This window comes from Nitrospirota bacterium (assembly GCA_016214845.1).
Taxonomy (GTDB): Bacteria; Nitrospirota; Thermodesulfovibrionia; order UBA6902; family UBA6902; genus SURF-23.
This window is the reverse complement of sequence record JACRMS010000005.1, coordinates 33175-46660: the sequence shown is the minus strand read 5'-3', so window position 1 is coordinate 46660 and position 13486 is coordinate 33175. Positions and strand designations below refer to the sequence as shown.

Sequence of the window (13486 nt, the reverse complement as noted above, 5' to 3'; positions counted from 1 at the left end):
TTGGCGGAGGTATTGTAGCTGTTTTGATCGCCTACTACATAATTAAACGAAATGAAAAAAAACATAAACATTCTCATTAAATAAAAATACTCCTATTGCCTTTCAATAAATCCATCACTTATAATTTTTATGTCCTTTTGTCGCCCTGAACTGGTTTCAGGGTCTAAACAGAAGATGCTGAAATAAATTCAGCATGACAGTTAAAAAAATATTTTCAGAATTTCATATACAAGGAGAGAAACACAACTTATGTCCGGACACTCGAAATGGTCGCAGATCAAACATAAAAAGGCAGCTACCGACTCAAAGAAGGGGAAGGCCTTCTCAAAGCTTTCAAAGGAATTAAGCGTTGCCGCAAGGCTTGGCGGTGGGAATCCTGATATGAACGCGCGCCTCAGGCTTGTGATTGAAAAAGCGAGGGAAGTAAATATGCCTGCCGACAATATCAAGCGGGCCATACAGAAGGGCACCGGTGAACTCCCCGGCGTACACTACGAGGAAATATTGTATGAGGGCTATGGCCCGGCAGGCGTCGCGTTAATGATGGAGGTCATGACAGACAACAGGACAAGGACTGTCGCCGAGATCAGGCACATCCTCTCCAAGCACGGCGGAAACATGGGTGAGACAGGCAGTGTCGGGTGGATTTTCGACAAGAAGGGCTACATTCTTGTGAGCAAGAAAATAGGTGATGAAGACACATTGATGTCCAACGCGCTGGACGCAGGAGCAGAAGATTTCAAGAATGACACTGAAGAGGAGAACTATGAAATCATAACCGCCCCTGAAGATTTAAATAAGGTCAAAGAATATCTTGAAGCAAAAAAGATCACACTAAGTTTGTCGGAGATCACGCTCGTTCCCAAAAATTACATAAAACTCGAGGTCCGTGACGCCGAAAAGATGCTGAAATTAATGGAAGCTCTTGAAGAACACGATGATATCCAGAATGTCTACGCGAACTTTGATATCCCCGACGAGATAATGGCCAAGATCCAATAAAGGCACAAAGTTGCTAAGGCACAGAGGCACAAAGTGACAGGTTTCTAATGGGCAACGGCTCAGAGAATATATACGAACAGAGCAGAGAAATAGAACGCATGCCTGGCAGTTTAATCAGGAGGTTGACCGCAAACAAATGAGCGTGATGACTTTAAATCTTTGTGCCTTTGTGCCTATGTCCCTCTGTGCCTGGTTGTTATAATGCGCATCATCGGCGTTGACCCCGGAACAGTCTGCTGCGGGTATGGAATTGTAGAAAGCGGTCAGAAGTCAGGAAGACTCATTCATGTCGTCTCGGGCGAGATCCGGATGAAGCAAAAAGACCCCCTGTCTGAACGCCTTAAAATTCTATATGATTCTCTAAAGGGGATCATTGTCGAATACAAACCTTCTCAACTATGCATTGAAAAGATCTTTTATCATAAAAGCATCCGCTCCTCTCTGGCGCTCGGGTCCACGCGCGGGGTCGTCCTGCTTCTTGCCGCTGAGAATGGCATCCCTGTCTTTGAATACAACTCGACCGCATTGAAAATGGCGCTGACCGGCTACGGGAGGGCTGAAAAAATGCAGGTGCAGCAAATGGTGAAGATAATCCTCAACCTCAACTCCGCTGCCCGCAGCGAAGACAGCACAGACGCGCTTGCGCTGTGCATATGCCATATACATTCGGGGAATAAATTACTATAATATTAAAAAATTACCACAGAGACACAGAGGCACTGAGAAAAAATCTCCTCTCCGTGCCTCAGTGTCTCCGTGGTTTATGATCACGTATTCAATAATGATTAAATATGATTGCATCTCTTAAAGGCATAATCCTCAGCAAAAGGACCGACGGGATTGTTGTTGACGTCAACGGCGTCGGCTATCAAGTCTGCATCCCGTTGAGCAGTCTTGCTGATGTTCCGGGACAGGGGGAACCGGTCTTTCTTCACACATATATGCATGTCAGGGAAGACGTACTCCAACTGTTTGGCTTTCTTTCGGAAGAGGAAAAGAAGATATTTACAATCCTCCTTGGGATCAACGGTGTCGGTCCCAAACTCGGCCTTGCCATTCTTTCCGGGATGCCGGTGCAGAGATTAATTAACGCGATCAACAATGAAGATGTCTCTCTGCTCTCCACTATTCCTGGCCTCGGGAAAAAGACGTCCGCAAGGCTTATTCTCGAACTCAAAGGGAAGCTGCCGTCCTTTGATATCGGAGGAGGAGATGGTTCTTCCTACAGGGGAAGCGCCTCTGAAGATGCCATATCAGCCCTTGTGAACTTAGGTTATAAAAAACCATTAGCTGAACAGGCAGTGGACACATCCGTAAAGAACGGCTCTGCCGCCATTGAAGATATAATCAGGGAAGCATTAAAAAATTTGAATAAGTAGGGAGAGGAACTAAAAAGTATTATCCACAGATTAACGCAGATGTCTCAGATACTTGAAATCAGAAGTTATGAAGTTAAGAGGTTGAGAAGTTAAGCCTAACTTCTTATCTTCCCATTATCTTCCCATCTTCTTTTCCAATAATCTGTGTTAATCTGTGAAATCTGTGGATATAACGGTTTAAATATGAAAGACATACCGCAGAGAAGTATTTCATCTGAGGCCAATATCGAGGACGTAAACTTCGAGCTGAGCATCCGGCCGAGGGCATTTGATGAGTTTGTCGGGCAGGACAAGCTTAAGGAAAATCTGAAGATATTTATACAGGCTGCAAGGCAGAGGGGCGAGGCGCTTGATCACGTCCTTTTCTGCGGGCCTCCGGGGCTTGGCAAGACAACGCTAGCCCACATAATCGCCTCGGAGCTTGGAGCTGATATAAAGGTGACTTCCGGCCCCGTGCTTGAGAGGCCGGGCGACCTTGCCGCCATTCTCACTAATCTCGGAGAAAAAGACATCCTTTTCATTGACGAAATTCACAGGCTGCCGAGAATGGCAGAGGAGATCCTCTATCCCGCGATGGAGGATTATCAGCTTGATATTATTATCGGACAGGGCCCAAGCGCGAGGTCGCTGAAATTGAATCTGCCCCGCTTCACGCTCATCGGCGCTACGACAAGGACGGGACTGCTGACGTCTCCGTTAAGGGACAGATTCGGGATAATCAACCGGCTGGATTTTTACACACCCAAAAATCTTGAGAATATCCTGCTTCGCTCGGCGAGAATCCTAAACACCGAGATAAGAGAAGCCGCGGCAGCAGAGATTGCGGGCAGGTCAAGGGGCACGCCGAGGATCGCAAACAGGCTGCTCAGGCGCACAAGGGACTTTGCCCAGGTCAAAGGCACTGGTATAATTGAATTAGACATTACAAAAGACGCGCTCCTTGCGATGGAAGTCGACAACCTGGGGTTTGACGAAATGGACAGAAAACTGCTCCTCGCCATAATCGAAAAATATAGCGGCGGCCCCGTCGGGATAGAGACACTCGCCGCATCGATCAGGGAAGAGAAAGATACCATCGAAGACGTGTATGAGCCGTTCCTTCTTCAGCAGGGTTTTATCGAGAGGACGCCCAGAGGCAGGGTCGCGACAAAAAGGGCCTATGAACATTTCGGCATGAAAAAAGGCGATGATTTGTTTTGAAGTTAGGCACTAAGGCACAAAGTAGCAAAGGCACAAAGACAGAAAAAACTTTGTGCCTCTGTGCCTCTGTCACTTTGTGACTTTTTCATATATGAAAATCCTTTTTCACATTTGCTGCAGTAATTGCGCTGTTTATCCGGTCAAGTTGACGCGGGCGGAAGGACATGACTTCACTGGGTTCTGGTACAATCCCAATATTCATCCGTCTGAAGAATATCAGTTGCGCCTTGATTCTTTAAAAAAGCTGTCAGATGATTGGCGCATAACTATGCTTTATCTTGATGAATACAGGCCCGAAGATTTTTTTGACATGTTTAATATCGAAAGTTCGCCATCCATCTATACGGACGGACTGTTCGACCTAAGCGATTTAAATTATGTTCCTCTCTTCCCTGAACGATGTAAGTCATGTTATTCACTCAGGCTTGAGAGGACCGCCGCTACCGCCAGTAAAGAAGGCTTTGACGCTTTTTCAACAACCCTGCTTATCAGCCCGTACCAGGATTTTGATCAGATCTCAATTACGGGCAAACTGCTTGCCGAAAAATATAATATTTCATTTTATCTGAAAGATTTCAGGCCGTATTTCAGGGAGTCAAAGTGCCTTGCAAAAGAACTCTCCCTTTACAGGCAGAGATATTGCGGATGTATTTTCAGCAAGCTGGAGAGGGAGCAGGCCATTAAGGAAAGGGAGCTGAAAAAGCTTCATGGCTGACATAGGAAAATTTCTATTAACAACTGGTATCATAATAGCGGTTATTGGCGGACTGCTGATCTTATTTAAAGACGGTCTCTCTTTTTTGGGTAAGCTTCCGGGAGACTTTGTTATACAGAGGAAGAATTTCACTTTCTATTTCCCTCTCGCTACAAGTATATTACTGAGCGTCATCCTGAGTTTAATATTTTATTTTTTAGGCAGAAAGTAAATTAAATGAAAATGTACTTAACATTCCTATTTGTTTTCTTTGTTCTCTACTCCGCTGCATTTGCCGACAGTACCATAAAGGTCCTGATACTTGAATCTTCAAGAAAACCATTGCCTTCCGAACAGGCCGAGAAGGTTGAAGATCTGACAGGCAAGGTGTTTTTCAACGGACAATCTTATACAGGCTCCATTGAGATAATAAAGGATGAGCACGGGCTTTATGTTATCAATAACCTCCCCTTTGAAAAATACGTTGAAGGGGTTGTTGTCTCGGAGGTCGGAAAGGACTGGGAGGTTGAAGCGCTGAAGGCCCAGGCCGTTATCTCAAGGACATATGCAACATTCATTAAAAACCAGAACGCGGAAAAAAGCTTTCACCTGACCTCAAGCGAACTCCATCAGGCGTACAGGGGCAATAATATTGATCAGTCGGTCACCCGCGCTGTGACGGCAACAAAGGGCGAGATACTGATTTTTGAAGAGCGCCCGATAAATGCGCTTTACCACGCATCCTGCGAGGGCAATACGGAACTGCCCGAAGAAGTCTGGAGGGCAAGCTATCCATATCTTAAATCAGTAGAGTGTAATGACAAAAATACACCGTATGAAAGCTGGCAGCGGAGATTTACCTTTGATGATATCAGCAAGGCGCTTGGCATAAAAGGAGTGAAGGACATAGCTATTACTTCTTACACTGCTACGGAAAGGGTCAAGACGCTTAAAATAATCACTGATGAAGACGCGGTGGAGATCAAGGCCACGGAATTCCGCAGGCTGCTCGGATACAAAGAGCTGCCCAGCACGGATTTTAAGATCATTAAAGGTGAAACAGAAATTGTCTTTGACGGCAAAGGATACGGCCACGGGGTCGGGCTGAGCCAGTGGGGGGCGTTTGAAATGGCGAGGCAGGGCAAGAACTACAGGGAGATACTGTCGCATTATTACCCCGGGACAACGATAAAGAATAATGAGGAATTGCGATCCGAGTTGAAGAATAAATAGTTGCAAAGGTCCAAAGGCACAGAGCACAAGGTTTTTTCTGCTTTGTGCCTCTGCTCCTCTGTGCCTTAGCTCCTTTCTACACCATGAAGCTTACAGATTTTGACTACCAGATATCACACGATCAGATAGCGCAGCACCCCCTGCCTGAACGCGATTCTTCAAGGCTGATGGTGGTCCACAAGAACTCCGGGAATATCGAGCACAGGATATTCAGGGACATCGCTGATTGCCTGCTTCCGGGAGACCTCCTGGTCCTTAATAACGCAAGAGTAATCCCTGCGCGCATTTTCGGAACAAAACCTTCAGGCGGGGAGGTTGAGATCATGCTTCTGAAAGAGCTTGATAAAAATATCTGGGAAGCTCTGGTGAAAGGACAGCGTGAAGGGAAGGTGATACTTGAAAACGGGGCCATTGCAACGGTGTCTCGTGGTAACGGGGCAAGTGCAAAGGTAACTTTTGCAGGGGCTGGTTTAAAACCCGTCCCTACGGACATTAAAAATGTTTTATCCCAGATCGGCGTCATGCCTTTGCCTCCATATATCAAGAGGGAAGCGGTCCGGGCGGATGCGGAAAAATATCAGACCGTTTATGCGGAGAAGGAAGGCGCTGTCGCGGCCCCCACGGCTGGTTTGCACTTTACAGACAGGCTCCTGAATATCATCAGGGAGAAGGGAGTTGACATAAAAACAGTCACCCTTTATGTTGGCTACGGAACTTTTAAACCTATTACCGCTAACGATATTAGCGAGCATAAGATGGATGAAGAATTCTATGAGATCCCGGAGGCAACCGCGGAGGCCATCAACCGCGCAAAGGCCGAAGGCAGGAGGGTCATCGCGGTAGGCACTACTGTTACAAGGGCATTGGAGTCGGGGGTAGGGAAGCAAAGGGCAAAGGGCGAAGGGCAAAAGAAAGATAACACACCCCTAACCCCTCTTATTAGAGGGGAATTTCTAATGGGAAGGACATCCATCTTTATTTACCCGGGGTACAACTTCAAGATAATTGACGCGCTTGTTACAAACTTTCACCAGCCCCGGTCAACTCCCATGATGCTCACATCCGCATTCGCGGGACTTGAGCTTTTGAAACAGGCTTATGCTGCGGCACAAACGGAAGGATACAGGTTTTTCTCATACGGTGACGCGATGATGATAATGTGATTCCCCTCTCTACCGCGGGTGAGGGGGAGGGGAATAGCATTTCTATTGCTATTCATTTTAATGGTATACTTGCTTATAATATAGAAGCCTTACAGAGGGTAAGGCCCGGTTAGAGATTTTAAGGAGAAAGCTTACGGTTAAAGTCGAATTAGATCTGGGGGAGGAAAAAGACCTTTCATCCATATACGGAAGGCTTGACAGTACCCTGAAATTGATGGAAGAGGCCCTCGGCATCAAGGCCTCAATAAGAGGCAGCAAGGTTTTCCTCCACGGCAGTGAAAAGTCTGTAAACAAGGCGGAAAGGTTTATCAAGGAATTTTATTTGATGAACTCCAAAGGCTTTACAATAAGCCCTGAGGATGTTAAGTTTGCTCTGAAGGCCCTTGAGGACACCCCCCCGAAGGACTTTTCTGACCAGGCAGGGTCCGTACCGCTACAAGAAGCCGAACCCTCGTCATTGAAAGAGTTTTTTCTGAGCAATATCCCCGTATCCTCCAAGAAAAAATTCATCGTGCCGCGCTCGGACGCCCAGAAAAAATATATTGACGCGATAAAACAGTATGACATGGTCATCGGCATAGGCCCTGCCGGCACAGGCAAGACATATCTGGCAATGGCAATGGCTATAAACGCGCTTCTCAATAAACAGGTAAGCAGGATCATCCTGGCGAGGCCCGCTGTAGAGGCAGGCGAGAAGCTCGGCTTTCTGCCCGGTGATCTGTACGAAAAGGTCAATCCCTACCTCAGGCCGCTTTATGACGCCCTCTTTGACATGATGGAGACGGAGAAGGCATACCAGCTGATAGAAAAGGGGATCATCGAGATAGCGCCTCTTGCGTTCATGAGAGGCAGGACCCTGAACGATTCTTTCATAATACTTGATGAGGCGCAGAATACGACCTCCGAGCAGATGAAGATGTACCTGACAAGGCTGGGCTTTAATTCAAAGACCGTTATTACCGGTGACATCACTCAGATCGACCTGCCGCCGGGAAAGACGTCCGGGCTTGTGGAGGTCGGAAGGATACTTAAAGACATAAACGGCGTATGCTTTATTCATTTCTCCGACAAAGACGTTGTCAGGCACAGGCTTGTCCAGGAAATTGTAAAAGCTTATGAAAGGTTTGAAAAAAGCCGTAGTGATAAACAATGAAAAACGGTAAGCTCCCGGACCAGAAGAAACAGTTTTTCAGTTTCGATAAGAACTTCCTGTTAAAGATGTCCCTGCTTATCGTGTTTGCCGCTGTTTTAAATATTTCGTTAGTCTGGGGGCAGACCATCCCGATAGCTGCAATAGCAGGCTCTTTCCTTATCACTGCGCTGCTGCTGCTGATCCTTTACAAAGACTTCATCAGGTACAAGCCACAGATAAAGCATGATTACAAACTCCTTATACTTATCGGGACGCTTTTATCAGGCAACCTCATAATTGCGCGCGCCATCTTCTACATACTTGAGGGTTTTACAAAGGTCGTAAGCGTCGTTGATCCCGCGCTTACGATTTACGCGGTCCCCCTTGCAACAGGCGCGATGCTCACAGCCCTGTTAATTGATATCCATACCGCTATTGTCTTTACGGTCATAACAAGCCTCCTTGCGGGGTTATGGCTTAATAACCCGCTGTTTTCCATATTCATATTCGCATCAGGGCTTACCGGCGCCTTCGGAGTGATCAGGTGTAAAAAGCGCTCAGCGATCTGGCGGGCCGGCTTTTATGTCAGCGTAGTCAGCTTTTCCACCGCCCTGGTTATAGCACTTTTTAGGGAGCAGTTCTTTACCCTTGAGACCTTCGTGATCACAAGTTCCGCCTTTTTCAACGGCATCATAGTTGCCACGCTGGTGTCTGCCCTTCTGCCTGTCTTTGAATATTTATTTAAACTGTCAACGGACATCAGCCTTCTTGAGCTGCTTGACCTGAACCAGCCGCTTATGCATGAACTCCTGGTGGAAGCCCCCGGCACATATCATCACAGCATAATAGTCGGGAACCTGGCTGAGACCGCGGCTGAAGCGGTAGGGGTCAACCCCCTGCTTGCGAGGGTAAGCGCGTATTACCACGACATCGGGAAGGTCAAGATGCCGGACTATTTTGTGGAAAACCAGGTAAGCTCCGTCAGCAAGCACGAAAAGCTTACGCCCCGCATGAGCAGTATCATCCTGCTGTCTCATGTGAAAGAGGGCGCTGAGCTTGCAAAAAAGCATAAACTCCCCCAGGCGGTAATCGACATCATACAGCAGCACCACGGCACTTCCATCCAGACGTTCTTTTATCAAAAGGCAAAGGAGCAGCACGACATCGATACCCCTGTCACAGAAGAGGACTTCAGGTACCCCGGCCCCAAACCGCAGACGCGCGTCGCGGCGCTCGTGCTCATGGCTGACGCGGTCGAAGCCGCATCGAGGGTGCTGACTGATACCACGCCCTCAAGGGTCGCGATGCTTGTTGACAGGATCATCAACCACTGTTTCATAGACGGGCAATTGGACAACTGCGAATTGACTTTTAAAGACATCCGCGAGATCAAGACCCACTTTGTCTATCTTCTGAGCAGCATGTATCATAAACGCATTAATTACCCCGGCTTTGAATTTGAATCAGAGAATGAAAATACTTTTACAAAACCGGCAAAGGCGCCGTCCCCTAAATAAAGCAAGGATTATAAAAACAGCCCGCGCGATACTCTCATTGTCAGGACAACCGGCGGCTGAATTAAGCATCCTTTTTGTGGGAGACAAAAAGATGGCGCAGTTAAGCGCCCAATACAGGGGCAAACACAAGAGCACGGACGTGCTCTCATTTCCACAGACAAGTCAAAAGTCAGAAGTTAGAAGTAAGAAGTTCCCACTTCCTACTTCCCACTTCCCACTTGGAGATATTGTCATAAGCATTCCCCGCGCGGAACTGCAGGCGAAGCAATACGGGTGGAGCTTTTATGATGAGATGTACCGCCTTCTGATCCACGGCATACTTCATTTATCCGGATATGACCACGAACAGTCAAAGTACAGGGCAGCGATGATGAGAAAAAAAGAACAGGAGATATTTGATGCCGTTAAGAAAATGGGCTGACAGCGCCAATCACGCCATTGAAGGCATCCTTCACGCAGCAAAGACCCAGCGGCACATGCGTTATCATTTGTACGCTGCCATACTAATTCTTATTATCAGTTTTACCATCGGCATCAGCTGGTCAGAGTTTGTTATTTTAATTACCTTATCCATTATTGTGCTTGCCATAGAGATGCTCAATACTGCTGTTGAATCAATCACCGACGTATTATTCAAGGAATACAATGAACAGGCAAAATGGATAAAAGACGTGGCCGCCGGAGCGGTGCTGATAACCGCGCTTGGAGCTGCGGTCATAGGGTACATTATTCTTTTTGAGCCGGTGAAAAATTTCTTTTACAGCGGGCTCAATATTGCAAAGCACGCTGAATCCGATATTGCTGTTGTTTCGCTGATCGTGGTGCTCATACTGGTAGTGCTGGCAAAATCATTTTTTGGCAGGGGGCAGCCTTTAAGAGGGGGAATGCCCAGCGGTCATGCCGCGGTCGCCTTTTCAATGTGGGTAGCCGTAATCTTTATCACCGAGAGTTTCATGCCTTCCGTACTTGCGCTGCTTATGGCTGTCCTTATCGCGCAAAGCAGGGTCAGCACCGGCATTCATAAGCCCCTGGAGGTTGTTCTCGGCGCGCTCCTGGGAATGGCGGTGACATTCCTGCTTTTTAAAATATTTTCATAAAATCCTGTCTCTTGAATCATGAATCCATATCCTATAATATAGACTTGCTGTATGTAAGGGCGAATGGCCATTCGCCCTTACATAGGAAAAACATATGCGATCCAATTTTGATAGATTCAACCCGACAGTTGATAAAAGAGTTCTAATTGTCCTTGCAGGGATTATCTGGAGCATTGTCGGGATAATGCTCTGCAGGCTCGCCGTTCGCTGGTTGTCAGAGACAACAATGCAAAACGCCGTCTGGCTCGGTTCGGCGGGATTTATTCTCTCTCTCATTATCCATCACTTTATGTTCCTGAAACTGCTTTACAAGAATATCGACCGCATCCTCTCAAAAGAAGACAAGGTGTGTGTCTTTGCATTTCAATCATGGAAAAGCTATCTGATCATCCTGTTTATGATCTTTATGGGACTGATACTCAGGCATTCGCCCATTCCAAAACCATATCTCTCTATCATCTATATCGGTTTTGGCGGCGCAATGGTCCTTTCGAGCCTGGTATATTACTGGAACTTTTTTAGGTACTTGAAACAGGCGTCCAGGAACCGTCATACCTAACCCCGGGACTACCTGCGTACACACGTCACAAAAAAATTAGTGACATCTCAGGCCCAAAAATTCTAAAATAAAACACCTCAAGTTTTTCTAAGGGGGAAAAGGGAATGGATATTGAGCCGGTAAAAAGATCACGGATTGCTGAAGATATCCTGTCTGCCGAAGACACGGACGAATTAAGGCCCGCGGTTGAAACTCAAGCGCTTGTAAGAAGAGATACCGCAAGTTTTTTAGGATGGCACATGATTCAGGACAGGATCACCATCTCCCCTGAGGCCCGCAGGAGATATAAAAGACTGCTTGCCGGTGACGACGGGAGAAGAAACGAAAGCGGGAAGTAAAACACCCTTATTCTTTCTCAAAAAAAGCGCCGTCTACAAATTGCATCATATTGTCATATTCCTTCTTTGTCTTCTCATACATGGTGGCGTTTTCAATCGCAATGCCGCACTGCTCAGCAAGTGAAGCCGCAAAGTCTATCTCCTGCTGAGAGAACTCTCTCGGTTCGCCTGTGAGAAGCCTCAATATTCCAAGCACCTTTCCCCTTGCGACAACCGGCAGGGTCAGCATGCTCTTTATACCTTCTTCTTCAGCCTCTTTTTTGTACCGTATGCGGTGGTCTGTGGCAACATCGAAGATCGCCACGGGATTTTCTTTCAGGGCCTCAGTGACGTTTTTTTCAGCGTCCACAGGCCCCTTGTTTAAATATTTTTCACTGAGGCCGAACGATGCGACAAGTTTAAGGCTCTTACCCGTAGAGTCGAGAAGCCTGACCGTAGCGGCCTTCAAATTCATCACTTCGGGGATCTTCCTGACTATCATGTTCAGCACTTCATTTGCCTTGAGGGACGAGCTTACGGCCTTTGTCACCTCCTGAAACACCTTCAGATATTCTTTTTCTTTCGATAACTCACTTTCAAAATGCTTGGCGTTGACGATGGCTATCGCTGTCTGTTCGGCGATTGTCTCCATGAATTTCAGGTCCGTCTCGTTATATTGGACCGGCCTGCTGGTATAAAGCCTGAGCACCCCTATCACTTCATTCTGAAAACGCATCGGGATGGACAAAATGGTCTTGATGCCTTCTTCAATGGCCTCCCTGTAATATTTTGAATCCTTATGCTCTGCTATTTCGAATACAGAAACGGCCTTGCCTGCCAGCGCATCGGCAATGCTCGCATCATAGGCCACCGGGCCTTTGTTGGCGTACTTTGCGCTCAGACCATAATATGCCGCGAGCTCCAGTTGCTCGTTCTCCTTGTTTATGAGACGCAGCGAACTTCCTTTCTGCCCCATTACCTGCGGGATCTTTTTCACGATCAGATTCATCACTTCATCCACGTTCAGGGTTGAGCTTACGGCCTTTGTAATTTCTTCATAGACCCTGAGATATTCCTTCTCTCTTGAGACGGCCTTTTCAAAACGGCTCGCGTTCACTATGGCCGTGGCCCCCTGCTCAGCAATGGCGGTTATGAATTTCAGGTCATCTTCGGTATACTTTACCGGCTCGGCCGTGTACATCCTGAGCACCCCTATGACCTCCTTCTCAAAACGCAGCGGTATGGAAAGGATGCTCCTTATGCCTTCTGCCAGGGCCTCTTCATAATATTTTGAGTCCTTGTGCTCTGCCATGTCGTACACCGACACGGACTGGCCGGCAAGCGCGTCGTCAATGCTCGCGTCATAAGCAACCGGTCCTTTGTTGACGTATTTATCGCTTAATCCGTAGTGCGCGGCTATCTCTAACTGCTTGGTCTCCTTGTTGAGCAGGCGGAGCAGGCTTGCCTTCACGTTCATGACCTTAACGGCATTGGTCACGATGAGCTGCAATACCTCATCGAGTGAAATGCTGGAGCTTATCGCCTTGCATATCTTCTGATAGCTTTCGAGATACACCTTCTTCTCAAAGATCTTCTCCGCGCATGAAGGGCACATCCCGTGCGTAAAAACGCCGAAGCCTTCCTTTGTAAGATATGTCTCCAACTGCTCCCAGTAATTCTCGTCGCTCCTGATCTTTTTGCACCAGCCGCATATCGGTATGAGCCTTTCCTTCTTCTCGGTCCTCAGGCGAAGCTCCACAGCTTCGATGCAATGGGTGATGTCCTTGATTACGGATATCACGCTTGTTATCTTTCCCCTGTGATAAAGCGGCGATGCGCTTTCTTCAAGCGGGATCCTTCCGTTGTCTTTAGTTTGAATGAAGAAATTCTTGCTCACGACCCTCTTCTCCTGAAAACAGAGGGCCACCGGGTATTCAAAATTCTGTAGCAGCTTGCCCTTTTCATCTTCATACCTGATGCCGGCTTCGTTAACAGTCTTTCCTATTACTTCATCGGCGGAAAGCCCCGTCAGTATTTCGGCGGTCCTGTTCCAGTACTGTATCTTCTGATCGAGGTCCACAAGATACACGCCGTCCGTCATGTTATCAAGAATTTTGCGATAGGTTTTCCACATCCAGTTGAACATAGTGGTGTTTACTCCGGTTATAAAAATGATGATTATAAATTTTACTA

Annotated in this window: 15 protein-coding genes; 14 read left to right on the top strand and 1 reads right to left on the bottom strand. The window is 47.2% G+C overall.

Annotated elements, in window-relative coordinates:
• Positions 1–249: 249 nt before the first annotated feature.
• The 14 genes from HZB61_01365 (at position 250) to HZB61_01300 (ending at position 11314) form a co-directional block, all read left to right on the top strand.
• Positions 250–1002: a YebC/PmpR family DNA-binding transcriptional regulator gene (locus HZB61_01365; protein MBI5055253.1), complete on the top strand. Its 753-nt coding sequence runs from the start codon at positions 250–252 to the stop codon at positions 1000–1002.
• Between the two features lie 201 nt (positions 1003–1203).
• Positions 1204–1689, top strand: a complete 486-nt coding sequence (ruvC, locus tag HZB61_01360; GenBank protein MBI5055252.1) for a crossover junction endodeoxyribonuclease RuvC — start codon at positions 1204–1206, stop codon at positions 1687–1689.
• Positions 1690–1793: 104 nt separating this feature from the next.
• Entirely contained in the window at positions 1794–2381 is a 588-nt protein-coding gene (ruvA, locus tag HZB61_01355) for a Holliday junction branch migration protein RuvA (GenBank protein MBI5055251.1), read from the top strand.
• A gap of 183 nt (positions 2382–2564) precedes the next feature.
• Positions 2565–3581 carry a Holliday junction branch migration DNA helicase RuvB gene (ruvB, locus tag HZB61_01350; GenBank protein ID MBI5055250.1) on the top strand — a complete coding sequence of 339 codons (1017 nt, stop codon included), beginning with the start codon at positions 2565–2567 and terminating at the stop codon, positions 3579–3581.
• Positions 3582–3672: 91 nt separating this feature from the next.
• Positions 3673–4296: an epoxyqueuosine reductase QueH gene (locus HZB61_01345; protein MBI5055249.1), complete on the top strand. Its 624-nt coding sequence runs from the start codon at positions 3673–3675 to the stop codon at positions 4294–4296.
• A complete protein-coding gene (locus HZB61_01340; protein ID MBI5055248.1) occupies positions 4289–4507 on the top strand; it encodes a DUF2905 domain-containing protein in 219 nt (72 codons plus the stop codon). Before HZB61_01345 ends, HZB61_01340 begins: the two co-directional genes overlap by 8 nt.
• Positions 4508–4512: 5 nt before the next feature.
• Positions 4513–5508, top strand: a complete 996-nt coding sequence (locus HZB61_01335) for a SpoIID/LytB domain-containing protein (protein ID MBI5055247.1) — start codon at positions 4513–4515, stop codon at positions 5506–5508.
• An 83-nt stretch (positions 5509–5591) separates the two neighbouring features.
• A complete protein-coding gene (queA, locus tag HZB61_01330; GenBank protein MBI5055246.1) occupies positions 5592–6671 on the top strand; it encodes a tRNA preQ1(34) S-adenosylmethionine ribosyltransferase-isomerase QueA in 1080 nt (359 codons plus the stop codon).
• A gap of 214 nt (positions 6672–6885) precedes the next feature.
• Positions 6886–7824 (top strand): PhoH family protein, encoded by a 939-nt coding sequence (locus tag HZB61_01325; GenBank protein ID MBI5055245.1) that lies wholly within the window; start codon positions 6886–6888, stop codon positions 7822–7824.
• Positions 7821–9320 carry an HDIG domain-containing protein gene (locus HZB61_01320; protein MBI5055244.1) on the top strand — a complete coding sequence of 500 codons (1500 nt, stop codon included), beginning with the start codon at positions 7821–7823 and terminating at the stop codon, positions 9318–9320. Before HZB61_01325 ends, HZB61_01320 begins: the two co-directional genes overlap by 4 nt.
• 37 nt (positions 9321–9357) lie before the next feature.
• Positions 9358–9741 (top strand): rRNA maturation RNase YbeY, encoded by a 384-nt coding sequence (gene ybeY, locus HZB61_01315; protein MBI5055243.1) that lies wholly within the window; start codon positions 9358–9360, stop codon positions 9739–9741.
• Positions 9719–10417, top strand: coding sequence for a diacylglycerol kinase (locus tag HZB61_01310; protein MBI5055242.1), 699 nt, complete (start codon positions 9719–9721; stop codon positions 10415–10417). The genes ybeY and HZB61_01310 overlap by 23 nt, the downstream gene beginning before the upstream one ends.
• A gap of 94 nt (positions 10418–10511) precedes the next feature.
• A complete protein-coding gene (locus HZB61_01305; protein ID MBI5055241.1) occupies positions 10512–10976 on the top strand; it encodes a hypothetical protein in 465 nt (154 codons plus the stop codon).
• 104 nt (positions 10977–11080) lie between these two features.
• On the top strand, positions 11081–11314 hold the full coding sequence (locus HZB61_01300) for a hypothetical protein (protein ID MBI5055240.1): 234 nt from the start codon (positions 11081–11083) through the stop codon (positions 11312–11314).
• A 7-nt stretch (positions 11315–11321) separates the two neighbouring features.
• Here HZB61_01300 and HZB61_01295 read toward each other — a convergent pair whose 3' ends face one another.
• Positions 11322–13439 (bottom strand): GAF domain-containing protein, encoded by a 2118-nt coding sequence (locus tag HZB61_01295; GenBank protein ID MBI5055239.1) that lies wholly within the window; start codon positions 13437–13439, stop codon positions 11322–11324.
• Between the last annotated feature and the right edge of the window lie 47 nt (positions 13440–13486).